Source organism: Herbaspirillum sp. YR522 (genome assembly GCF_000282575.1).
In the GTDB taxonomy this organism is placed as follows: Bacteria; Pseudomonadota; Gammaproteobacteria; order Burkholderiales; family Burkholderiaceae_D; genus Herbaspirillum.
In genome coordinates this window covers 107,484-129,130 of record NZ_AKJA01000103.1, presented here as the reverse complement: position 1 = coordinate 129,130, position 21,647 = coordinate 107,484, and the positions used below count along the sequence as shown (strand labels likewise).

General features: G+C 64.7%; 20 protein-coding genes. 5 read left to right on the top strand and 15 right to left on the bottom strand.

The genetic code is table 11. The features are described from left to right. Positions 1-110: 110 nt before the first annotated feature. The 11 genes from PMI40_RS13505 to araD1 form a co-directional block, all read right to left on the bottom strand. Positions 111-665 carry an acyloxyacyl hydrolase gene (locus PMI40_RS13505; RefSeq protein WP_008116281.1) on the bottom strand — a complete coding sequence of 185 codons (555 nt, stop codon included), beginning with the start codon at positions 663-665 and terminating at the stop codon, positions 111-113. Between the two features lie 185 nt (positions 666-850). Continuing rightward, the gene (gene glpK, locus PMI40_RS13500) at positions 851-2,371 is read right to left on the bottom strand and encodes a glycerol kinase GlpK (RefSeq protein ID WP_008116278.1); all 1,521 of its coding nucleotides are present in this window, start codon (positions 2,369-2,371) and stop codon (positions 851-853) included. A gap of 42 nt (positions 2,372-2,413) precedes the next feature. Next, complete coding sequence (locus tag PMI40_RS13495) at positions 2,414-3,322, bottom strand: SMP-30/gluconolactonase/LRE family protein (protein WP_008116276.1); 909 nt, start codon at positions 3,320-3,322, stop codon at positions 2,414-2,416. A gap of 166 nt (positions 3,323-3,488) precedes the next feature. Next, positions 3,489-4,253 carry an SDR family oxidoreductase gene (locus PMI40_RS13490; RefSeq protein WP_008116274.1) on the bottom strand — a complete coding sequence of 255 codons (765 nt, stop codon included), beginning with the start codon at positions 4,251-4,253 and terminating at the stop codon, positions 3,489-3,491. Positions 4,254-4,266: 13 nt separating this feature from the next. After that, entirely contained in the window at positions 4,267-5,439 is a 1,173-nt protein-coding gene (locus PMI40_RS13485) for a fumarylacetoacetate hydrolase family protein (protein ID WP_008116272.1), read from the bottom strand. A 122-nt stretch (positions 5,440-5,561) separates the two neighbouring features. Beyond that, on the bottom strand, positions 5,562-7,097 hold the full coding sequence (locus PMI40_RS13480) for a UxaA family hydrolase (RefSeq protein WP_008116270.1): 1,536 nt from the start codon (positions 7,095-7,097) through the stop codon (positions 5,562-5,564). Between the two features lie 82 nt (positions 7,098-7,179). Beyond that, complete coding sequence (locus PMI40_RS13475) at positions 7,180-7,986, bottom strand: transporter substrate-binding domain-containing protein (RefSeq protein ID WP_008116268.1); 807 nt, start codon at positions 7,984-7,986, stop codon at positions 7,180-7,182. A 79-nt stretch (positions 7,987-8,065) separates the two neighbouring features. Then, positions 8,066-8,800, bottom strand: a complete 735-nt coding sequence (locus tag PMI40_RS13470) for an amino acid ABC transporter ATP-binding protein (protein WP_008116266.1) — start codon at positions 8,798-8,800, stop codon at positions 8,066-8,068. Further along, entirely contained in the window at positions 8,784-9,434 is a 651-nt protein-coding gene (locus PMI40_RS13465; protein ID WP_008116264.1) for an amino acid ABC transporter permease, read from the bottom strand. The genes PMI40_RS13470 and PMI40_RS13465 overlap by 17 nt, the downstream gene beginning before the upstream one ends. Positions 9,435-9,443: 9 nt before the next feature. Further along, positions 9,444-10,127 (bottom strand): amino acid ABC transporter permease, encoded by a 684-nt coding sequence (locus PMI40_RS13460; protein ID WP_008116263.1) that lies wholly within the window; start codon positions 10,125-10,127, stop codon positions 9,444-9,446. A gap of 260 nt (positions 10,128-10,387) precedes the next feature. Beyond that, complete coding sequence (gene araD1 / locus PMI40_RS13455; RefSeq protein ID WP_040502048.1) at positions 10,388-11,383, bottom strand: AraD1 family protein; 996 nt, start codon at positions 11,381-11,383, stop codon at positions 10,388-10,390. Positions 11,384-11,630: 247 nt separating this feature from the next. On the opposite strand from araD1, the gene PMI40_RS13450 reads away from it, so the two are divergent. Together PMI40_RS13450 and PMI40_RS13445 are read left to right on the top strand one after the other, a co-directional pair. Beyond that, positions 11,631-12,605 carry a LysR family transcriptional regulator gene (locus PMI40_RS13450; RefSeq protein ID WP_008116259.1) on the top strand — a complete coding sequence of 325 codons (975 nt, stop codon included), beginning with the start codon at positions 11,631-11,633 and terminating at the stop codon, positions 12,603-12,605. Between the two features lie 109 nt (positions 12,606-12,714). Continuing rightward, the gene (locus tag PMI40_RS13445) at positions 12,715-13,524 is read left to right on the top strand and encodes a DUF3047 domain-containing protein (RefSeq protein WP_008116257.1); all 810 of its coding nucleotides are present in this window, start codon (positions 12,715-12,717) and stop codon (positions 13,522-13,524) included. Positions 13,525-13,542: 18 nt separating this feature from the next. Here PMI40_RS13445 and PMI40_RS13440 read toward each other — a convergent pair whose 3' ends face one another. Beyond that, complete coding sequence (locus tag PMI40_RS13440; RefSeq protein ID WP_008116255.1) at positions 13,543-14,838, bottom strand: hydantoinase/carbamoylase family amidase; 1,296 nt, start codon at positions 14,836-14,838, stop codon at positions 13,543-13,545. Then, positions 14,835-15,515, bottom strand: a complete 681-nt coding sequence (locus PMI40_RS13435) for an orotate phosphoribosyltransferase (protein WP_008116253.1) — start codon at positions 15,513-15,515, stop codon at positions 14,835-14,837. The genes PMI40_RS13440 and PMI40_RS13435 overlap by 4 nt, the downstream gene beginning before the upstream one ends. 151 nt (positions 15,516-15,666) lie before the next feature. Between PMI40_RS13435 and PMI40_RS13430 the strand changes: the two genes are divergently transcribed. Beyond that, complete coding sequence (locus PMI40_RS13430) at positions 15,667-16,626, top strand: LysR substrate-binding domain-containing protein (protein ID WP_008116252.1); 960 nt, start codon at positions 15,667-15,669, stop codon at positions 16,624-16,626. Here PMI40_RS13430 and PMI40_RS13425 read toward each other — a convergent pair. Both PMI40_RS13425 and PMI40_RS13420 read right to left on the bottom strand, forming a co-directional pair. Continuing rightward, on the bottom strand, positions 16,595-16,948 hold the full coding sequence (locus PMI40_RS13425; protein ID WP_008116250.1) for a DUF1304 domain-containing protein: 354 nt from the start codon (positions 16,946-16,948) through the stop codon (positions 16,595-16,597). The two genes, PMI40_RS13430 and PMI40_RS13425, sit on opposite strands and share 32 nt — an antisense overlap. 41 nt (positions 16,949-16,989) lie before the next feature. Continuing rightward, on the bottom strand, positions 16,990-18,183 hold the full coding sequence (locus PMI40_RS13420) for a M20 aminoacylase family protein (RefSeq protein WP_008116248.1): 1,194 nt from the start codon (positions 18,181-18,183) through the stop codon (positions 16,990-16,992). A 222-nt stretch (positions 18,184-18,405) separates the two neighbouring features. On the opposite strand from PMI40_RS13420, the gene PMI40_RS13415 reads away from it, so the two are divergent. Continuing rightward, positions 18,406-20,496, top strand: coding sequence for a molybdopterin-dependent oxidoreductase (locus PMI40_RS13415; RefSeq protein ID WP_040502046.1), 2,091 nt, complete (start codon positions 18,406-18,408; stop codon positions 20,494-20,496). Beyond that, entirely contained in the window at positions 20,493-21,596 is a 1,104-nt protein-coding gene (locus PMI40_RS13410) for an aminopeptidase (protein WP_008116243.1), read from the top strand. Before PMI40_RS13415 ends, PMI40_RS13410 begins: the two co-directional genes overlap by 4 nt. Positions 21,597-21,647: the final 51 nt, after the last annotated feature.

The following is a 21,647-nucleotide window of genomic DNA, read 5'->3' as shown; positions in this document are numbered from 1 at the left end:
CCAGGAGACTTGCCGACAGCTGATGAAAAGCCCGCCGGCCAGACGAAAAAAAACCGGCGCAAACGCCGGTTTCCTGTCGCAGCCCACGGGCCGCATCGCCCGTTCGGCGATCAGAACTTGTAAGCCACACGTGCCACGGCAAAATTCACGCCGCCGTTCGGTTGCTTGATGCCGCCGTTGGAGAAATGCTGCAAGCGGAAACCCAGGTCCAGGCCATTGTTGAACACATAGCCGGCACCGACGTGATCGCCGAACTGGAATGCGGTCGACAATACCTTGTCGTTGTTGCGGTAGAGCTTGGAGAACAGGTGCACACCGATACCGGCTTCGCCGTAGAAACCCTTGCCGTCGTCGCGCTGGAAGCGGAACACGGGCGTCAAGCCGATATCGACCAGGTTGCCGCTGCTATTGGTGTTGTTGTAATGATTCATGCGCCAGTTGGCCAGCGACAGATCCCAGTAACCGCCAATGTGGGTACCGTTGGATTGCCAGAAATTCCAGTTCGGACCCCAGTTCCATTGCGCGCCCAGGCGAACCAGCTGGGTGTTGTTGCCGGTGCCGTATTCAACCGACACGCCATCGACGGCGTAGCTGGACGCGGTAAAGGCAAACGTTGCAATGCCAGCGACAGCCAGCTTGGCTACCAGGCTCTTCAATTTGGTCATAAGTCCTCTTTCGACGCGAAATGTGTAATTAGTATTGAACAAAGCGGGCTACCCCGGAGTGACAGCGCGAAGGTGCGGGGCGTCCTCGACGACGCAGTATTCTCTCACAATCATTAGAATCGTATGCTGGCCCATTCGAAATCGATGTCGATGAAATTCGAGCTCGGCACCGCCCGCGCGCGCCGTCACCTGCCAGGCGCTTCCTCGTCCTTCATCCATCCGCGCGAACAGTCGACCGCACGACGCCAGCGGTGAAGCAATTGTTCACGCCGGACGTGATCCATCTGCGGTTCGAAGCGTCGATCCACCTGCCATAGCGAGGCGATCTCGTCGAGCGAGCGCCAGAAGCCGGTCGCCAGGCCGGCCAGGAACGCTGCGCCCAGTGCGGTCGTCTCGGTAACCTGCGGACGCACCACCGGCACCCCCAGCATGTCGGCCTGGAATTGCATCAACAGATCGTTGCGGGCGGCGCCGCCGTCGACCCGCAATTCGCTCAGCGTGATCGAGGCGTCCTTCTGCATCGCGTCGAGTACATCGGCTGTCTGATAGGCGATGCTTTCCAATGCTGCACGGGCGATATGGGCGGCGGTGGCGCCGCGCGTCAGGCCGCTGATGCTGCCTCGGGCATACGGGTCCCAGTGCGGCGTACCCAGCCCGGTGAAGGCGGGCATGAAATAGACGCCGCCGTTATCGTCGACCTGCGCTGCCAGGGTCTCGATATCGGCGGACTTGCCGATGATGCCCAGGCCGTCGCGTAACCACTGCACCACGGCACCGGCGACGAAGATGCTGCCTTCCAGCATATAGGACACATCGCGCGGCTGGTCCGGCCCGGCAAAGCTCCAGCCTATCGTGGTCAATAACTTGTTATGCGACACGGCCGGCCTGGCACCGGTCTGCATCAGCATGAAACAGCCGGTGCCATAGGTGTTCTTGACCATGCCCTCACGCAGGCAGGTCTGGCCGAAGGTTGCCGCCTGCTGGTCGCCTGCGATACCGGCGATGGGCAGCGCCCGGCCCAGCCAGCGCGCGTCGGTATGCGCGGCCACGCCACTGCTGGCCACCACGCGCGGCAACAGCGATTCGGGTATCTGCAACAGGGTCAGCAGTTCGCTATCCCAGCATCCACGATGAATGTCGAACAGCAGGCTGCGCGATGCATTGCTGCCGTCGGTCACATGCGCGCCGCTCAGCTTGTAGATCAACCATGAATCGACCGTGCCGAAAGCCAGCTCCCCGCGCTCGGCGCGCGCCCGCGCACTGTCGACATGTTCCAGGATCCAGTGCAGCTTGGTGCCGGAGAAATAAGCATCCAGTACCAGTCCGGTACGGCGCAGGAACAGCGCTTCATGGCCTGCCTCACGCAACCGGTCGCACAATTGGGCGGTGCGCCGGTCCTGCCAGACGATGGCCGGGCAGATCGGCTCGCCCGTGGCGCGATCCCATACCACGGTGGTTTCGCGCTGGTTGGTGATGCCGACCGCGCTGATATCGGCGGCATCGATGCCATGGGTCTTCAACACCGCCTGTGCCACCTCCAGCTGCGAACGCCAGATGTCGTTGGCGTCATGCTCGACCCAGCCCGATTGCGGATAGTGCTGGGGAAATTCCTTCTGCTGCGTGGCGGCGATACGTCCCTGGCGATCGAACAGGATCGCGCGCGAACTGGTAGTGCCCTGGTCGAGGGCAAGGATGTAGCGGCTCATGGCCTGTCTCCCGGAGGGTTCTTGTCGTGGCGACGGATGACTTCAAGGCCGATAGCTGTATTCCAGGCGTCCGGCCACGTCCACGCGCAGCTTGAGCAGGTGACCGGAAAGCGGATATTGGCGCAGCTCTTGTTCGCTGCGCCCGTGCCGCCCGGTGGTGATATAGAGCGTGCGCAGGTCGGCGTCGCCGAAGGCCACCATGGTCGGGCAGCGGGCCGGCAGTCTGATCTCCTGCAGGATCTCGCCTTGCGTCGACAGGCGCAGTACCTGGCCGCCCTCGAACATCGCGCACCAATAGGCGCCTTCGCTATCGACGGCGGCGCCGTCGGGACGCCCGCCGTAGTCGGCGGCGGACTTGTCGCTGTCGAACTGGCGCAGCAGGCGGCAATTGCTGGTGTTGCCGGTGGCCAGGTCGAAGTCGTAGACGTTGATGCGGTGGCCCGGCGTATTGCTGTGGTACATCAGCCGCTGGTCCGGGCTGAAGGCGACGCCGTTGGAAGTGGTCACCGCATGGTGCGCGTCCCGCAGCACGTTGCGCTCGAAGCTGTACAAGGTGCCCGCCTCGCGGTCGCGCGGCTCGTAGATGGTGCCGCACCAGAAGCGCCCCGCCGCATCGCAGCGGCCATCGTTGAAACGGATGTGATCGGTATCGTAGGGGGCCTCGAGCAGTGGCACCAGCGCGCCGGTATCGGTATCGAGGTGCGCCATGCCCGAGCGCAATGCCACCACCAGCCCGCCCTGCGCATGCTTGGCGATGGCGCCGGGTTGCTGCGCCATGGGCCAGCTCTGGTGCTGGCCGAGGGCTACCTGCAGGCGATGCACGGCCTGGCCCGGGATGTCGATCCAGTACAGTGCGCCTTGCTCGGCATGCCACAGGGGCGATTCGCCCAGCAGCATGGGCTGGTCGATGACGGTCTCGAGCTGGTCGGCGGAAATGATGGGATGGGTCATGACACGGGTCCAGGATAACAGAAACATCCATTATGCGCCGACGCCAGCGATTCATAAACCATGCGCCGTCGAGCTTGGCGCCCCCGCCGGCCAAGGGCCGGGCGACAAAAAACGGCATGCGCGTTGTCGCGCATGCCGTCCGGTGCCGCCAGTGCCGAGCGACGAATCAGTTAGACCAGCCGCCGTCGATCATGTGAATCGAACCGGTGGTGAAGTTCGATTCGTCCGAGGCCAGGTACAACGCCAGCGCGGCGACTTCCTCGGCTTTGCCGATACGGCCCATGGGTTGGCGACCGACGAAGGCAGCGCGCACTTCGGCTTCGCTCTTGCCGCTTTCCTTGGCCTGGGTGCTGATGCGCTGGTTCAGCGAAGGCGACTCGATGGTGCCCGGGCAGATCGCGTTGCAGCGCACGCCCTGCGCCACGAAGTCGGCCGCGACCGACTTGGTCAGGCCGACCACGGCCGCCTTGCTGGCGCCGTAGGCGAAGCGGTTGGCCACGCCCTTGACGCTGGAAGCGGCCGAGGCGATGTTGACGATCGAACCGGCCTTCTTGGCCAGCATGCCCGGCAGCACCGCACGGATGGTGTGGAACATGGCCTTGGCGTTGAGGTTGAACGAGAAGTCCCAGGCCTTGTCGTCGCATTCCAGGATATTGCCGGCGGCAACATAGCCGGCGCAATTGAACAGCACGTCGATGGTGCCGATGTCGGCCACCAGCTTCTTGATGGCGGCATCGTCGGTCACATCCAGGATGTGGGTCTCGACCCCGGCGATACCGCCCAGCTGGTCCAGGTGCTGCTGGCTGATGTCGGTGGCGATCACGCGTGCGCCTTCGCGGGCAAACAGCTCGGTCGAGGCGCGGCCGATACCTTGCGCGGCGGCGGTGATGAGGACGGTCTTGCCGGCGAGGCGTCCGGTGGATGCAGACATGGAAATTCCTTTGTTAAATGAGTTTTCGTTGTGCCAGGTTCTTGAACAATGCAGACAGACCAAAGGTCCACGGCGCGGTCTTGTCGCTGAAGTTTACCGTATTGACCAGGGCCCCGAGTCGCGGCGTGGCGATCGTCACGATATCGGCCACCTGGTGGGTAAAGCCCTGGCCCGGGCCGAACCGGTCCTGGGTCGGCGCGAACATGGTGCCCAGGAACAATACCAGGCCGTCGGGGTACTGGTGGTTGGGACCGATGGCGTGCTCCACCAGTTGCAGCGGATCACGGCTGATCATCGACATCGAACTGCTGCCCTTGAGCGTAAAGCCCTCGGTGCCATCGACCCGCATTGTAAGTTCGGCGCGACGCACGTCGTCAATTGAAAACTTTGCATCGAACAGGCGAATAAAAGGCCCCACCGAACACGATGCGTTGTTGTCCTTGGCCTTGCCCAGCAACAGCGCGCTGCGGCCTTCGAAGTCGCGCAGGTTGACGTCGTTGCCCAGCGCCGCGCCCACCACCTTGCCGCGGCTGTTGATGGCCAGCACGATCTCGGGTTCCGGGTTGTTCCAGACCGACTTGGGATGGATTCCGACCTCGTCGCCCAGGCCCACCGACGACAGCGGCTGGGCCTTGGTGAAGATCTCGGCGTCGGGGCCGATGCCCACTTCCAGGTATTGCGACCACACCCCCTGTTGCAGCAGCACTTCCTTGAGCCTGGCCGCCTCCGGCGAACCCGGCACCACGCTCGAGAGGTTGTCGCCGATGACGGCGGTGATCGCCTGGCGTACCGCTTCGGCACGGCCGGCATCGCCGCGTGCCTGTTCTTCGATCACCCGTTCCAGCATGCTGGCCACGAAGGTCACGCCGCTGGCCTTGATCGCCTGCAGGTCGATCGGCGCCAGCAGCCACGGGCGTGACGTGTCGCGCCGTGCGGCGTCGGCGTTGTCCAGCAGGTCCTGCAGATCGGCCAGGCGCGGGGCGTGGGCTGCGTTCACCACTGCCGCAGGGTCGTCCAGTTCCAGCAACTGGCTGGACGTGGCGGCGATACTGCTGAGGTCGTAGACGCCCTCGGCATCTACCTTGACCAGCACCGGGCCCACGCCCGGTTGCCAGATACGGCCGACCAGGGTGGCCTGGGCGTGGTCCTCGGGCAGGTGCGCCTCGATCGTGAATGTGTGTGCCATTTTCTGATGAATCCTTGGATGTTGGAGGGAGCCGGCGGCTCAGGCGAGCCCGGCGAGGTCGATCCATATAAGCAAAAATGCCGCTGGTCCTGGCGACCAGCGGCAGCGGCGACATGCCATGCTCAGGTATAGACCCCGATGTGCCAGGGCACGAATTCGTCCTGCCCGTAGCCGTGCAGTTCGCTCTTGGTCTTCTTGCCGGACGCGGTGTCGAGGATCATCTGGAAGAAGCGCTCGCCGATCTGCTGCGGTGTCGCCAGGCCATCGGCGATCTCGCCGCAGTTGATGTCCATGTCTTCTTCCTGGCGCTGCCACAGGGCAGTATTGGTCGCCAGCTTGAGCGATGGCGAGGGGGCGCAGCCATAGGCCGAACCGCGGCCGGTGGTAAAGCAGATCACGTTGGCGCCGCCGGCCACCTGGCCGGTGGCCGAGATCGGGTCGTAGCCCGGCGTGTCCATGAACACGAAGCCGTGCGCGGTCACGGTCTCGGCATACTTGTAGACGTCCACCAGGTTGGTGGTGCCGCCCTTGGCGACCGCCCCCAGCGATTTCTCGAGGATGGTCGTCAGCCCGCCCGCCTTGTTGCCGGCCGACGGATTGTTGTTCATCTCGGCGTCATTCTTGGCGCAATATTGTTCCCACCAGTCGATGCGCGCCAGCAGCTTCTGGCCCACCTCGGACGACACCGCGCGGCGTGTCAGCAGGTGTTCGGCGCCGTAGATCTCCGGTGTCTCCGACAGGATCGCGGTGCCGCCGTGCCGGACCAGCAGGTCCACTGCCGCGCCCAGGGCCGGGTTGGCGGTAATGCCCGAATAGCCATCGGAGCCGCCGCATTGCAGGCCCAGCGTCAGGTGCTTGGCCGGTACCGGCTCGCGCACGACGGCATTGGCAGCCGGCAGCATCTTCTTGATCTTCTCGATGCCCAGCGCCACCGTCTTGGCGGTGCCGCCGGTGCTCTGGATGGTGAAGGTATGGAAGAACTCGCCTTCCTTGAGGTCGTGGCTTTCCATCAGGCCCGAGATCTGGTTGGTCTCGCACCCCAGTCCCACCACCAGCACCGCAGCGAAGTTGGGGTGCTTGGCGTAGCCGGCCAGCGTGCGGCGCAGCATCTGCAGCGGCTCGCCCAGCGAATCCACTGCGCAACCCAGGCCATGGGTCAGCGCCACGACGCCATCGACGTTGGGAAACCCGGCCAGCGCCTCGGGGTGGATGTCGCGACGGAAATAATCGGCGATGGCGCGCGCGGCCGTGGCCGAGCAATTGACCGAGGTCAGCACGCCGATATAGTTGCGGGTGGCGACCCGGCCGTCCGGGCGCACGATGCCCATGAAGGTAGCCGGCTGGTCGACGAAGTCGACCGGTTTGACATCCGCCCCGAAGTGATGCTCACGCGAAAATTCCGCCATTGCCAGATTGTGCGTATGCACGTGCTGACCTGGCTCGATGGCTTGGCTGGCGGTGCCGATGATCTGGCCATAGCGCTTGACCGGTTCGCCGGCGGCGATGGCGCGGGTGGCCATCTTGTGCCCGGCGGGAATCAGGCCCTGGACCTTGAGTCCGGCCTCTTCTTCCAGCACCGTGCCGGAAATCAACTGCCGGCGCGCAATGACGACATCATCGACCGGACTCAATCGAATGATGGGAGAAATAGGTTTCATGATGATCTCGATGAGAGCGTAACGAACTTGGCTAACGAAAACCCTGGCCGACCTCGGATCGGCCAGGTCAATGGCGATCGTCTTACTTGGCAGCGAACTGCGTCAGGTCAGGCATGGGGCTGCCCACCCATTGCTGGTAGATGCCGGCCAGCTTGCCGCTCTTGAGGTTGACGGCGATCCAGTCGTTGAGCCACTTCTCGAGTGCCGGCTCGTTCTTGCGGATCCCGATGGCATACGGAATATCCTTGATCGCGAACTTGGTCTCGAGGTTCTTGGACGGGTTCTGCTTGGCTACCGCGCTGGCCAGCGAGTTGGGCGTGCAGAACGCATCGACCTGGCCCGAGACGATGGCGGCGGTCACGGTGGCGTCGTCATCGAAGCGCACGATGGTGGTGCCCTTGGGCGCCAACGGGGTCAGCAGCGAATCCTGCATGTTGCCGCGCACCACGGCCACGCGCTTGCCGGCCAGGTCATTGAGGCTCTTGATGTTTTCACCCTTGGCCGCGGCCACCACGAACTGCGAAGCGCCGTACGGTTGCGAGAACGCCACCACCTTCTGGCGTTCCGGCGTGATCGAGAAGGAGGCGATCACCATGTCGGCCTTGCCTGTCATCAGGAAGGGAATGCGGTTGGGGCCGGTGACCTGCACGATCTCCAGTTCCACCCCCAGGTCCTTGGCCAGGGCACGCGCGGTTTCCACATCCGAACCCTGCGGCTCGAGCTTGGCGCTGGTCATGCCGAACGGGGGCGCGCCCAGGTCGATGGCGACCAGCACCTTCTTGCGGGCCTTGATATCGGCCAGTGCATCGGCATGCGCCACCTGCGCGAAGCAGGCGATGCCCAGCACCACGGCGGCGGCTTTCTTGGTGAAGTTGAGTAAGGTATTCATTGATGTCTCCTGAGGTGAAAAGGTACTTTGGGTACTTCTAGGGTCTTCTGGTTTCTGGGGGCAGGCAGCCGGTCCGGGATCAGAGATCGCTGGAGACGAACTTCTGCAGCTCGGCCGTCTTGGGGTTGGAAAAGAGCTCGTCGGGCGGGCCCACTTCCCACACCTGGCCCTGGTGCATGAACACCAGCACATCGGCCAGTTTGCGCGCAAATGCCATTTCGTGCGTCACCAGCACCATGGTCATGCCCTGCTTGGCCAGGTCTTCCATGACCTTGAGCACTTCCGAGGTCAGCTCCGGGTCGAGTGCCGAGGTCACTTCGTCGAACAGCATCAGTTCCGGCGCCATGGCCAGCGAGCGGGCGATCGCCACGCGTTGTTGCTGGCCGCCCGAGAGCTGCTCGGGATAGGCCTCTTTCTTCTCTTCCAGGCCGACCAGTTGCAGCACGTTGCGGGAGATCTTCTTGGCTTCGTCGGCCGACATCTTCTTGATCGTGGTCAGCGCCAGCGTGATGTTGCGCTCCACCGTGAGATGCGGGAACAGGTTGTAGCTCTGGAACACGATGCCCACCTGCTTGCGCAGTTCGCGCAGGTTGAGACGATCCGGATGATGGATGTCGTGGCCGCAGACGTTGATGTTGCCGGCGTCGACCTTCTCCAGCCCGTTCAGGCAGCGCAACAGGGTGCTCTTGCCGGAGCCGCTGCGGCCGATGATGGCGACCATCTGGCCTTTTTCGACGTCCAGCGAGACACCGTTCAACACCTTGTTCGTGCCGAAGCTCTTGTGCAGATCCTTGATCTTAACGATTGCTGACATTCAATTTCCTTTCGAAGTGCTTGGACAGCGCCGACAGCGGGTAGCAGAGGCAAAAATAGATCAGCGCCACACAACCGAATACGGTGAAGGGCTGGAAGGTCGAGTTATTGATGATCTGGCCGGCACGGGCCAGGTCGACGAAGCCGATCACCGAGGCCAGCGAGGTGTTCTTGACGATCTGCACCATGAAGCCGACGGTGGGCGGGGTGGCGATCTTGACCGCTTGCGGCAGGATCACCTTGGTCAGTTGCTCGAAGCGGTTGAAGCCCAGGCATTCGGAGGCTTCCCACTGGGTCTTGGGCACCGCCTGGATGCACCCGCGCCAGATCTCGCCCAGGAAGGCGGCGCAATAGATCGCAAACGAGATGCCGGCGGCCACCAGTGGCGTCAGCTTGAAGCCGGCAATGGCCAGGCCGAAGTACGACACGAACAGGATCACCAGCAACGGGATGCCCTGGACGATCTGGATGTACCAGCTGGCGATGGCACGCAGCGTCGCATTGGGGGACACCCGCCACAGGGCGATGACGATGCCGGCCAGTCCGCCGAAGACGAACGCCACCAGCGACAGCACCACGGTCCAGACGGCGGCTTGCAACAGGTACTCGACGTGCAGGAAGGTAAATGAATTCATGTCGAGTCCTTACAGGTTGGTGCCGAGCTTGCGCTTGCGCACGAAGGCGATCTGGCTGATCAGCCAGAAGGCCGCACGGAACAGGAACGACAAGCCCAGGTAGGCCACGGCGATGACGGCATACACCTCGAAGCTACGGAAGGTCTCGGACTGCACCAGGTTGGCGGTGGCGGTCAGTTCCTCGGCCGAGATCTGCGAGGTGATGCTCGAGGCCAGCATCAGCAGGATGAACTGGCTGGTCAGCGACGGGTAGACCCGTTCCACCGCCGGCAACAGCACCACATGCCAGTACACATGGAACTTCGACATGCCCAGGCATTCGGCCGCCTCGATCTGGCCCGGATGGATGGAGTTGAACCCGGCCCGCATGATCTCGGCGGTGTAGGCGCCGACGTTGACGGTAAGCGCAATCACGGCGGCGGTCTCGGCGGTCAGCTTCCAGCCGATGCTGGCCAGGCCGAAGAACACCAGGAACACCTGCACCAGCAGCGGCGTATTGCGGATGACTTCGACGTATATCTTCACCAGCCCATGCAGCAGCCAGTTCTTGCTTTTATAGGCAATCGCACACAAGGTGCCGACCACGAAGCCCAGTACGATCGACAGGGCGGAGAGCTGGATCGTCAGCCAGGCGCCGACCAGCAGGCGATCCCAGTTGGCGAACACACTCATGAAATCAAATGTGTAATTCATTGATGCTCCGGTTGGACGGACGAGGTGCGGCCTTAAGGTCGCACGATGCGGCGCTGCATGGGCGCAAGGCCCGATCTATCGAGGTGGGGATGGTGCATGGGCGGTCTCCTGTTACCGGTGGTTTCATGGCTGGCGGCGGGCGGCAGGAGGTCGATCCGGCTGCCCTGCGCGACCTCTTGCGGGTCTGGCGCCAGGTGGCTTGGTACTGCGATCCTGCAAGAGCCCGTCTCACGCCTGTTGGTGAAACGGGCCCGCAACGTCTACATCTGCCTGACGCCATCGATGGCGAAGCGGGTGGCGACCTGGACGATGCCGTTGACCAGCGGTTCTCCCAGTTCGGCGATGCCGATCTCGAAGCTGTCGCCGGGCTGGGTGCGCACGCTGTAGGCGAACGACAGCGTGGCCGCACCCAGGAAGTAGGCATGCACATCGCCCGGGCGCAGCACCTGGTTGTACTTGAAATGGTGGTACTCCAGGTTCTCGATCTGGTGGCACATGTTGTCCTGGCCGCAGAAGAATTCCTGTTCCCAGATCACCCTTCCATTGCGGCGGATGCGCGTCATGCCCACCAGGTGCGGGGGCAGCGCGCCGACCCGCAGCTCGGGGCCGAACGAGCAGTAGCGCAGCTTGGAGTGCGCCTGGTAGAGGTAATTGCGGCGCTCCATGACATGGTCCGAGAACTCGTTGCCGATGGCAAAGCCCAGGCGCCGCGGACAGCCTTCGTCGTCGATCACATATAGGCCCACCAGCTCCGGTTCTTCGCCGGCGTCGAGCGCAAAGTCGGGGCAGGGCAGCGCCTGGCCGGGAGCCACCACGATGTCGCCATCGCCCTTGTAGAACCATTCCGACTGAACGCCGACCCGTCCCGGGCCGGGGCGACCGCCTTGCATGCCCCATTCGTACATGCGCATGGTGTCGGTCTTGGACATCTCCTCGCCGTCGATCTGGCGATGCATCTTGTCGCGGGTCGAGGTGCTGCTGAGATGGGTGGCGCCGGCGCCGGCGATGCGGCAATGGGCCGGGTCCTCATGATCCAGCGGCGCCAGGATGCGCTGCTCCTTCAGGATCGCGGCATAGTCCTCGACCTGGTTGCTGTTGAGCAGTTGCGCCTGGCGCTCCAGGCCATTGCCCTGGCGGATCGCCAGCAATGCCAGTTCGCGCATGCGGCTCACCTGCGAGATCACCTGGATCTTCGATCCGTCGACGATGCCGACCTTGCGCGCACCTTCGCGGTCCATGAATTGAATCAGCCTCACCTTGTCTCCGATCGGTAACTTGATTCCGTGTGACGAATCCAATGGGATGGCCATGGCGAAACCGGCGTGCGGCCCGGACGAGAATTCGCTCGTCGATCGGCGCATTCGCAGCTGGCAGGAATTTGTTGCACCGCCAGGTCGATTTCGCAAAAGTCTCCTGCTTTTTTAACGTATCGGTTCGGCTGGCCGATAGATACGCTAGCATGTTGGTTTTTCGCAGGACCGAATATAAGAGGCTTACAAAACGATGTCCAATGAGCTTAATTCATCGGGTGATAACCAACTCGCCGGCGGGGCCCCCGAGCTGCCCTCGGTGGGGTCGATTGTCAGCCGCTTGCGCTTTCGTCAAGTCGCCCTGCTGACGGCGCTCGATGAGCAGGGCTCGTTGCACAAGGCCGCCGAGGTCATGCACATGACGCAGCCGGCGGCCACCAAGGCGCTGCACGAGATGGAGGACGCGCTGGGCGTGATCCTGTTCGACCGCTCCCCGCGCGGCATCGAGGCCACCGAGCTCGGTCGCTGCGTGATTCGCTACGCGCGACTGATCCAGAGCGATGTGTCCAACCTGCGCGACGAACTGCAGAACATGATCAGCGGGCGCGGAGGTCGACTCTCCATCGGCACCATCATGGGCGCCGCGCCGGTGGTGACCAGGGCGCTGACGCGCTTGCGCGAGATCCAGCCCGAGGTGTCCATCGAGATCGCCGAAGATACCAGCGCGCGCCAGCTGCTGCTGCTCGACCAGGGGCGCATCGACCTGATGATCGGGCGTTCGTCGGTCAGCTCCCAGCCCAACCTGTACAACTACGAAATGCTGCGCGGCGAACCGATGTGCATCGTCAGCGGCATCGACCATCCGCTGGCCACCGCGCAGAAGGTGCGCCTGCCGGAGCTCTCCGATGCATCCTGGATCCTGTATTCGAGCAACATGCCCATGCGCATCTGGATCGAGCACGAGTTCAAGCTCGAGGGCATGAAGGTGCCGGGCCATGTGATCGAGACGGCGTCGCCGTTCGTGACCGTGACGCTGCTGGCGCAGTCGAACATGGTGGCCGTGATGCCACTGGACATTGCGCATTTCTTCGCCGCCAAGCAGATGTTGTGTATCCTGCCTGTCGCGCTCAAGACCCGCATCGAGCACTACGGCATCGTCACCCGCAAGAACACCACGCTGTCATCTCTGGCCAAGATGTTCATCCAGATATTGCAGCAGCAGAACTGAGTCGCGCGGGGGCGCGGCCAGGTTCAGGATTTCCCCGATGGTGCCGGGCGGGTCGGACGGTTAGTCTTTTTTATCGCGACCGGGGTGGTCGCTTCTTCGGTTGACTTCCATGAAATTGCGTCCTTCGCGTCTTGCGACTGCCTTCGGTCATTGCCTTTTGGTGGCCACCGTCCTGGCGCTTGCCGGTTGCGCGGCGTCCCGTTCGAGCGTGCCGGCCGATGCCGCCGCCAAGCAGGCGCGGCTGGACCAGGCGCTGGCCCTGTTCTCGGCCAACCCGGCTGGCGCGCTGCCGGCGGACTGGGCGCCATTGACGCTGACCCGCAAGAAGAAGCCGACCGAATACACGCTGGTCGAGGAGGGTGGCCGCACCGTGTTGCACGCCAAGGCCGACCAGGCCTCGTCGGGCCTGCGCCACGCGGTCGATATCGACGTCAACCGGAAACCCTGGCTGGCGTGGAGCTGGAAGACCTCGGCCCTGGTCCCGGGCGCCGATGTCAGCGCGCGGGAAACCGACGACGCGCCTGTGCGCATCGTGCTGGCCTTCGACGGCGACCACGACAAGCTGTCGCTGATGGATACCATCCTGTTCGACACGGCCAAGCTGCTCACGGGCCACGAGTTGCCCTATGCCACCCTGATGTACGTGTGGGACGGCAAGGCGCCGGTCGGCAGCGTGATCGCCAACAGCCGCACCGGTCGCATCCAGATGCTGGTGGTCCAGAGCGGGCCGGCGCACGTGGGGCAATGGCAGCAATACCAGCGCAACGTGGCCGAGGATTATGAAAGGATATTCGGTGAAAAGCCCGGTCGCCTCATCGGTGTGGGCGTGCTCACCGATGCCGACAACACGCTGCAGCAGGCCGAGTCCTGGTACGGCGACATCCGCCTGCTGCGCGAGCCGGCCGGCGCAGCGCGCTGAGCGCTTGCGCCGGACCCGCTAGGCGGCCGCGGCCACCGTGGACGCAGCGTCGGCCTGGTTGCTCTCGCTGTCCCGGATGGCCCGGGTCAACACATCGACGCCGGCCATGAAGTCGTCCATGTCCATGCGTTCATGCACATTGTGCGAGCCGTTGGCATTGCGGATGAACACCATCGCCGCCGGGATGCCGGCATTGGCAAACACCGCCGCATCGTGGCCGGCGCCGCTGGGGATGGTCTCGGCTGGCAGGCCGGCCGCTGCCGCCGCCTGCGACAGCCGGGCGATCCATTGGCTGTCCATGGTGGCCGGCGCCGACGTCAACTGCTCGTCCAGTTCGAAGCGCACGCCCCGTTCGGCAGCCAGTGCATTGCATTCCTGCTGCATCAGTGCATAGAAGCGTTCCAGCGTATCGCGGTCCTGGCTACGCACCTCGAAGCTGAACTGCACTTCGCCCGGGATCACCGACACCGCGTGCGAATCGGGCAGGGTCGAGCAGATGCCGCAGGTCATCACCAGGTCCATGCCCATCTGCAGCAACACCCGCCAATGTTCGTCCATGCGGGCCAGCAGTTGCGCCACCGCCAGCATGGCGTCGCGCCGCAGCCAGCGCGGCACCGCACCCGAATGGCCGGCTTCGCCGATGCAGCGGATACGGTTATGGCGGATGTTGCCGCGAATGCCCGTGACCACTGCCGTGGGCCATTCGCGCGCCACCATCACCGGTCCCTGCTCGATATGCAGCTCCAGCCATGCGGCCATGTCGCCGGCGCCCACCAGCGCCTCGCCGCGGGCGATGGCGTCGACATCGATGCCGCTATCGGCCATTGCCTGGCCCAGCGTGCCGTGGCCGCTGCGATGTGCCAGCGCCAGCGCACTGCGCGGCAACTTGCCCAGCAGCGCCAGCGAACCGGCATAGGCGCGGCCGTACCAGGCGCTCTCTTCGCCACGCAGTGCCAGCACCTGGATCGGCGGCGCCGATTGCCAGTGCTCGCGCATGCGCAGCAGCACCAGGATGCCCGCCACCACGCCGGCGAGGCCATCGAAATTGCCGCCCAGCGGCACCGAGTCGACGTGCGAGCCGATCACCACCGGCGGCGCCGCTCGCGCGTCCTGCGGCAGGCGCAGCCACAGGTTCTGGTAGCGGTCGCGTTCGGCGTGCAGGCCCAGCGCATGGGCGTGTCGTTCCAGCACCTGCAGCGCCCGTTCTTCGCCGGCGCCGAAACTCTCGCGGGTGATGCCCTCGCCATCGCGCGATGCGGCGGCGACGTCGTCGAGGATGCGCTGGCCCAATTGCTTCAGTTCGACTGGTGTCATGCGCCGGCCCCTCCATGGGCCAGCGACCACGCCGCCGGATCGCGGCTGAACGCGGCCAGCATGTCGCGCGTCTGTGCGGTCAGCTCGGGACGCTGTTGCAGCACCGACAGCAAGGCCGGCCAGCTGGTCAGCCCGTGCAACGCAAGGTCGTGGGCCGCCAGGCGCTCGGGCGCTTGCGGATAGATGCCGTAGTCGAGTACCACCATGCAATCCTGGACGGTGGCGCCGCCGGCGCGCAAGGCCGTCACCGCAGCGATCTTGCTGCGGGCGTCGGTGGTGGCGTCATCGATGAAGACCACTTGCGGGCTGGCCGGCAAGCGGCCCTCGAGGCGCGCGTCGTTGCCCCAGCCCAGCGCGCGCTTGCGCAGGTACAGCAGGGGCAATTCCAGGCGGTCGGCAATCCACGCCGCCAGTGCGATGCCGGAGCTCTCGGCGCCGACGATGGCGTTGATGCCGCGTGCGGCCACCACCGGCGCCAGCCGGCGGGCGGCCAGTTCGACGATGGTGCGGCGGCGGGCGACGTCCGACATCAGCAGGCGGGTGTCGACGTAGACCGGGCTGGCCCAGCCGGATGTATAGAAAAAGGCTTGGTCCTTCATGATGCGCACGGCTTCGAGGTCGATCAGCGCGGCGGCGACTTCAAGCGCATCCGGGGACAGTAGGGTGGGTTGAGGCATCGTATGGTGGAATGGCTGGCAAAAGAAAATCATCGTAACTGCCAGTCTTTCTCGCTAGAAGCGCCATAAATTCGTGGCAGCCATGCCATTTGGCGATGGCTGGCTGTTTTTTGTTAAGATCTGCGCTTGACCTTCACACCAGGCACCGTCGATGGCGAGTTCGCTTTCCCCCCGTAACTTCCTGCGCCAGCTCGACCTTGGCACGCTGGACCTGTTCATCCTGATCTGCGAGTGCGGCAGCATCGCCGGTGCCGCCGCACGCGGGCAGCTGGCCGCTTCGGCGCTGAGCAAGCGGGTAGCCGAGCTGGAGCTGCTGGCCGGCGCACCGTTGCTGCAACGTCACGCCCGTGGCGTGCGGCCGACATTCCTGGGCGAGCAGGTGCAGGTCCATGCGCAGGCGATCCTGGCCCAGGCCGAACGCCTGCGGCTGGACCTGGCGGACCTGGCCGAAAGTGCGCGCGGCGTGCGCGGCCGGGTACGGCTGGCCGCCAGCGCCTCGGCGGTCGAGCAGTTCCTGCCGGCCGACCTGGCCGGGTTTGCCCAGAGCCATCCCGAAATCCGCATCGACCTGCAACAGTGCAGCAGCAGCCAGGTGGCCTCGATGGTGCTGGCGCGCGAGGCCGATCTCGGACTGTGCAGCCTGGACGGCCAGGTGCCGGCCTTGCAGTGGCGTCCGTATCGAACCGAGCGCCTGGTGCTGGCGGTGCCGCGCGCCCATCCGCTGGCCAGCGCCGAATGCATCGCCTACGCCGAGGCGCTCGATTACGAGCAGATCGGCGTACGCGGCAGCAGCGCGGTCCAACAGTCGCTGGCGCGCGCGGCCAGCCAGGCGCGCAAGGTATTGCGCCAGCGCATGGAGGTCGACAGCCTGTCGGTGATGTGCAGCATGATCGAATGCGGCATGGGCATCGGGGTGATGCCGCAGGGCGTGTTTCGCAATGTCGGGGCGCGCCGCTTGCAGGCGGTGCAATTGAGCGACAGCTGGGCAACCCGCCAGCTATGCCTGTACGCCAACGATTTCGATGCCCTGCCGGAACCGGCGCGCCGCTTTGCCGAGCATGCGGCGCGCGCGGCCAGCGTCAAGGCAGTGCGAGCAGCAGGGCCAGCGTGACGGCCGCCGGCAGCGCCTGCACATACAGGATCGACTTCTTGGCGCTGAGGCCGCCGTAGACGCCGGCGACCAATACGCAGCCGACGAAGAACAGCTGGATCGCATGGTCGCCGCGCCACGCCCCCCAGAACAGCCCGGCCGCCAGGAAACCGTTGTACAGCCCCTGGTTGGCGGCCAGCACGCGCGATGCCTGGGCCGCCTCGCGCGACTGGCGAAACGCCTTGAGCCCGATCGGATGGGTCCACAGGAACATCTCCAGCACCAGGATCCAGACGTGTTCGACGGCGATGGCCAGTACCAGGATGGTGGCGAGATATTGCATAAAAGTCTCCTTGTTTTAATTATGATGGCGCGGCAATCGTTTCAGCGCGACGGCAGGAACCGCTCGGCCAGGCGTACCCAATAGGTGGCGCCGATGGGCAGCAGGTCATCGTTGAAGTCGTAGCTGGGGTTGTGCAGGTTGCAGGGGCCCAGGCCGTGGCCATGGTCGCGATGGCCGCCGTCGCCGTTGCCCAGGAACACGTAGCAACCGGGGCGGTGCTGCAGCATGAAGGCAAAGTCCTCGGCGCCCATGGTGGGTTCGGCGCGGGCGTCGACATGCTCGACCCCGAACTGCTCGGTGAGCACCTCGACGGCGAAGGCGGTCTCTTTCTCGTGGTTGATCAGGGGCGGATAGTTGCGCGTGAAGCGAAAGTCCACCGTGGCGTCGAAGGCGGCCGCCGTGTGCCGGGCGATTTCCTGCATGCGGCGTTCGATCATATCCAGCACTGCCGTGCTGAAGGTGCGCACGGTCCCGGCCAGGGTGGCACTGTCGGGGATCACATTGGTGGCGCTGCCGGCGTTGATCTGGGTGATCGACACCACGGCAGGGTCGTTGGGATTGGCGTTGCGCGAGACGATGGTCTGCCAGGCCTGGGCGATCTGCACCGCCGTCATGACCGGATCGATCGCCTTGTGCGGTTGCGCCGCATGCGAACCCTTGCCCCGTACGGTGACCTCGAACTCGTTGCTGGAGGCCATCATCGGGCCGGGCGTGACGGCAAAATGACCGGCCGCGATGCCGGGCCAGTTGTGCATGCCGAACACGGCGTCCATCGGATATTTGTCGAACAGGCCATCCTGGATCATGCGCTCGGCGCCGCGGCCGCCTTCTTCGGCCGGCTGGAAGATCACATAGACGGTGCCATCGAAATTGCGATGTTCGGCCAGGTAGTGCGCCGCACCCAGCAGCATGGCGGTGTGGCCGTCATGACCGCAGGCGTGCATCTTGCCTGCATGGCGCGAAGCGTGCGGGAAGGTATTGAGTTCGGGCATGGGCAGGGCGTCCATGTCGGCGCGCAAGCCGATGGCGCGTGGGCTGTCGCCGTTCTTGATGATGCCCACCACCCCGGTCACGCCCAGGCCGCGCACCACCGGGATGCCCCATTGGCCCAGCTTGCCTGCCACCACGTCGGAGGTGCGCTGTTCTTCATAGCTCAGTTCGGGATGGGCGTGGATGTCGCGGCGGATCTCTTGCAATTCGGCGTGCAAGCGTACGATGGGGTCGATGAGTTTCATGGCGTTACCTGTGTATTGTCGGTGTGCGGCTATCTTACCCGCATGGGCGCGATTGCATGCAAGCCGCAGCGCCCGGTTACCCGGGATGCCCCTCGGACCGACAAGGTCGGGGAGAGGCAAGGCATTTTAAGATAAAGTAACTGTTTTGCCGCCAGCGGCGCCTTTGCGGTCATGCCGGGGCGCCGCAGGTTCACGCCAGTCACCAATTTGCTGCCCATTTTCATGTCCACCACGATAGTACGCGCCGCCTGCCCCCACGATTGCCCCGACACCTGCGCCTTGCTGGTCACGGTCAAGGACGGAGTGGCCACCGAGGTCAAGGGCGACCCCGACCATCCCACCACAGCCGGCGTGCTATGTACCAAGGTCTCGCGCTATACCGAGCGCACCTATCACAAGGACCGCCTGCTGTACCCGATGCGCCGGGTCGGTGCCAAGGGCGAGGGCAAGTTCGAACGCATCAGCTGGGAGCAGGCCATCGCCACCATCGCCGACCGCCTGGGCGCCATCGCCCTGCGTGACCCGCAGGCGATCCTGCCCTACAGCTTTGCCGGCACCATGGGCCTGGTGCAGACCGAATCGATGGCGGGTCGCTTCTTCAATCGGCTGGGGGCCTCGCAACTGGAACGCACCATCTGCTCCTCGGCCGGTGGCGTGGGCTATCGCTATACCGTGGGCGCGCGCATCGGCACCGACCTCGAACACGTGCAGCACGCCAAGCTGATCGTCATCTGGGGCGGCAACCCGATCGCCTCCAACCTGCATTTCTGGACCCGGGTGCAAGCGGCCAAGCGCAATGGCGCGCGCATCATCGCCATCGACCCCTATCGCTCGCTGACGGCCGAGAAGTGTCATCGCCATATCGCCCTGCTGCCCGGCACCGACGCCGCCCTGGCGCTGGGCATGATGCATGTGCTGATCGGCGAGGACCTGCTGGACCACGACTACATCGCCCGCCACACGCTGGGCTTCGAGCAGTTGAAGCAGCGCGTCCAACAGTGGACGCCACAGCATACGGCCGAGGTCTGCGGCATCACCTCGGCCGAGGTCACGGCGCTGGCGCGCGAATACGCCGCCGCGGCGCTGGCCGGCGAAGGCGCCATGATCCGCGCCAACTACGGCCTGCAGCGGGTACGCGGTGGCGGCATGGCGGCGCGCAATATCGCCTGCCTGCCGGCGCTGGTGGGCGCATGGCGCCACGCGGCCGGTGGCATGCAACTGTCGACCTCGGATTCGTTCGTGCGCGATAACGCCGCGCTGTCGCGACCCGACCTGGCCGCGCGCCATGGTCGCGCGGCGCGCACCATCAACATGAGCACCATAGGCGACGAGCTGCTCAAGCCGGCCAGCGCCGAATTCGGTCCCCGGATCGAAGCGTTGATCGTCTACAACTCCAACCCGGTGGCGGTGGCGCCCGAATCGGCCAAGGTGGCCCGGGGCTTTGCCCGTGAAGACCTGTTTACCGTGGTGCTGGAGCATTTCCAGACCGATACCGCGGACTATGCCGACATCGTATTGCCGGCTACCACCCAGCTCGAACACGTGGATGTGCATAGTGCCTACGGCCATGTCTACATGATGGCCAACAACGCCGCCATCGCGCCGCTGGGTGAAGCCAAGCCCAATACCGAGTTCTTCCGCCTGCTGGCCGCGGCCATGGGTTTCGATGAAGAATGCTTCGGCCACAGCGATGAGCAGATCGCCGCCGTCGCCTTCGACCGCGACCACCCGCGCAGCGCAGGCTATGACTGGGAACTGCTCAAGCAGAAGGGATGGCAGCGCCTGGCCATGCCCGACGCGCCCTTTGCCGAGGGTGGCTTTGCCACGCCCTCGGGCAAGTGCGAGTTCTACTCGGCGCAGATGCTGGCGGCCGGACTCGACCCGTTGCCCGCCTATATCGCTCCCTATGAATCGGCACTGAGCAACCCGGACCTGGCGCTCAAGTACCCGCTGGCGATGATCTCGCCGCCGGCACGCAACTTCCTCAATTCGTCATTCGTCAATGTGCAAAGCCTGCGCGACACCGAAGGTGAACCGCGCCTGGACATGCATCCGGTCGACGCCGGCGCGCGCGCCATCGCCGAGGGCGACATGGTGCGCATCTTCAATGATCGTGGCAGCATGCAGGCGCGCGTGCGCGTGACCGACAAGGCGCGCATCGGACTGGTGGTGGGGTTGTCGATCTGGTGGAAGAAGTTCGCCGCCGATGGCAAGAACGTCAATGAAGTCACCAGCCAGCGCCTGACCGACATGGGCAATGCGCCCACCTTCTATGACGTGCTGGTGCAGGTGGAGAAACTGGAGCGCGCATGAGACTGCCCTGCCTGCTGCGCATGATGGCCGTGGCGGCGACGGCGCTGCTGCTGGGCGGCTGCAGTGCGGTGGCCTACTATGCGCAGGCCGCGCACGGGCAGTTTTCATTGCTGGCGCAGGCGCGGCCGCTGGACGACTGGATCGACGACCCGGCCGCCGCCGACACGCTCAAGGCCAAGCTCAGGACGGTGCGCCAGGTGCGCCGGTTCGCGGTGACCGAGCTGGGTTTGCCTGACAACGGCAGTTACAGGACCTATGCCCAGCTCGATCGCCCGTTCGTGCTGTGGAACGTGGTGGCGGCCCCCGAGTTGTCGCTCAAGGCGCACCAGTGGTGTTTTCCCATCGCCGGCTGCGTCGATTATCGGGGTTACTACAGCCAGCAGGCGGCGCAGCAATACGCAGCGCAACTGAAGCAGCGGGGCTATGACGTGCAGGTGGCCGGCGTGCCTGCCTACTCGACCCTGGGCTGGTTCAACGATCCCGTCATCTCGACCTTCATCCAGTATCCCGATGGCGAACTGGCGCGGCTGATCTTCCATGAGCTGGCGCATCAGGTGGTCTATGCGCGCGACGACACCCCGTTCAACGAAGGCTTTGCGGTGGCGGTCGAGGAGCTCGGCGTGGAGCGCTGGCTGGCGGCCCGTTCGGACCAGAAGATGATCGACGCCTATCGACGCTTTGCCGAGCGCAAGCGCGACTTCCTGGCCTTGCTCGACAAGTACCGCGATCGTCTCAAAGACAACTACGACAGCGACGCCAGCGACGCCCTCAAGCGCCAGCGCAAGCAGCAGGTCTTCGATGATCTGCGCGCAGAATACGCGCAGCTCAAGCAGACCCGGTGGGACGGCTATGCCGGCTACGATCGCTGGTTCGCCATGCCACTGTCGAATGCGCACCTGGCGCTGGTGGGCGCGTATCACGACCTGGTGCCGGCCTTCAAGACGCTGTTTGCGCAGAGCCGCGACTTCGGCGATTTCTATGCGCGGGTCAGGCAGTTGGCCGACATGGACAAGGCCGCGCGCCACCAGGCGCTGGGCGACCCCCTGCCGCCAGCCGGCACCGGCAAGAACAAACGCAAGCGCGAACCGGCACCGCTGTGAATGTTGCCGTGCGACATGGCGTGACGCCGCATCGGCCCAGGCCCAAGGTAT

Excerpts from the sequence above, each read along its gene's own strand:
- PMI40_RS13505 (WP_008116281.1), bottom strand. The coding sequence starts at position 665 with ATGACCAAATTGAAGAGCCTGGTAGCCAAGCTGGCTGTCGCTGGCATT.
- glpK (WP_008116278.1), bottom strand. The coding sequence starts at position 2,371 with ATGAGCCGCTACATCCTTGCCCTCGACCAGGGCACTACCAGTTCGCGC.
- PMI40_RS13495 (WP_008116276.1), bottom strand. The coding sequence starts at position 3,322 with ATGACCCATCCCATCATTTCCGCCGACCAGCTCGAGACCGTCATCGAC.
- PMI40_RS13490 (WP_008116274.1), bottom strand. The coding sequence starts at position 4,253 with ATGTCTGCATCCACCGGACGCCTCGCCGGCAAGACCGTCCTCATCACC.
- PMI40_RS13485 (WP_008116272.1), bottom strand. The coding sequence starts at position 5,439 with ATGGCACACACATTCACGATCGAGGCGCACCTGCCCGAGGACCACGCC.
- PMI40_RS13480 (WP_008116270.1), bottom strand. The coding sequence starts at position 7,097 with ATGAAACCTATTTCTCCCATCATTCGATTGAGTCCGGTCGATGATGTC.
- PMI40_RS13475 (WP_008116268.1), bottom strand. The coding sequence starts at position 7,986 with ATGAATACCTTACTCAACTTCACCAAGAAAGCCGCCGCCGTGGTGCTG.
- PMI40_RS13470 (WP_008116266.1), bottom strand. The coding sequence starts at position 8,800 with ATGTCAGCAATCGTTAAGATCAAGGATCTGCACAAGAGCTTCGGCACG.
- PMI40_RS13465 (WP_008116264.1), bottom strand. The coding sequence starts at position 9,434 with ATGAATTCATTTACCTTCCTGCACGTCGAGTACCTGTTGCAAGCCGCC.
- PMI40_RS13460 (WP_008116263.1), bottom strand. The coding sequence starts at position 10,127 with ATGAATTACACATTTGATTTCATGAGTGTGTTCGCCAACTGGGATCGC.
- PMI40_RS13450 (WP_008116259.1), top strand. The coding sequence starts at position 11,631 with ATGTCCAATGAGCTTAATTCATCGGGTGATAACCAACTCGCCGGCGGG.
- PMI40_RS13445 (WP_008116257.1), top strand. The coding sequence starts at position 12,715 with ATGAAATTGCGTCCTTCGCGTCTTGCGACTGCCTTCGGTCATTGCCTT.
- PMI40_RS13440 (WP_008116255.1), bottom strand. The coding sequence starts at position 14,838 with ATGACACCAGTCGAACTGAAGCAATTGGGCCAGCGCATCCTCGACGAC.
- PMI40_RS13435 (WP_008116253.1), bottom strand. The coding sequence starts at position 15,515 with ATGCCTCAACCCACCCTACTGTCCCCGGATGCGCTTGAAGTCGCCGCC.
- PMI40_RS13430 (WP_008116252.1), top strand. The coding sequence starts at position 15,667 with ATGGCGAGTTCGCTTTCCCCCCGTAACTTCCTGCGCCAGCTCGACCTT.
- PMI40_RS13425 (WP_008116250.1), bottom strand. The coding sequence starts at position 16,948 with ATGCAATATCTCGCCACCATCCTGGTACTGGCCATCGCCGTCGAACAC.
- PMI40_RS13420 (WP_008116248.1), bottom strand. The coding sequence starts at position 18,183 with ATGAAACTCATCGACCCCATCGTACGCTTGCACGCCGAATTGCAAGAG.
- PMI40_RS13415 (WP_040502046.1), top strand. The coding sequence starts at position 18,406 with ATGTCCACCACGATAGTACGCGCCGCCTGCCCCCACGATTGCCCCGAC.
- PMI40_RS13410 (WP_008116243.1), top strand. The coding sequence starts at position 20,493 with ATGAGACTGCCCTGCCTGCTGCGCATGATGGCCGTGGCGGCGACGGCG.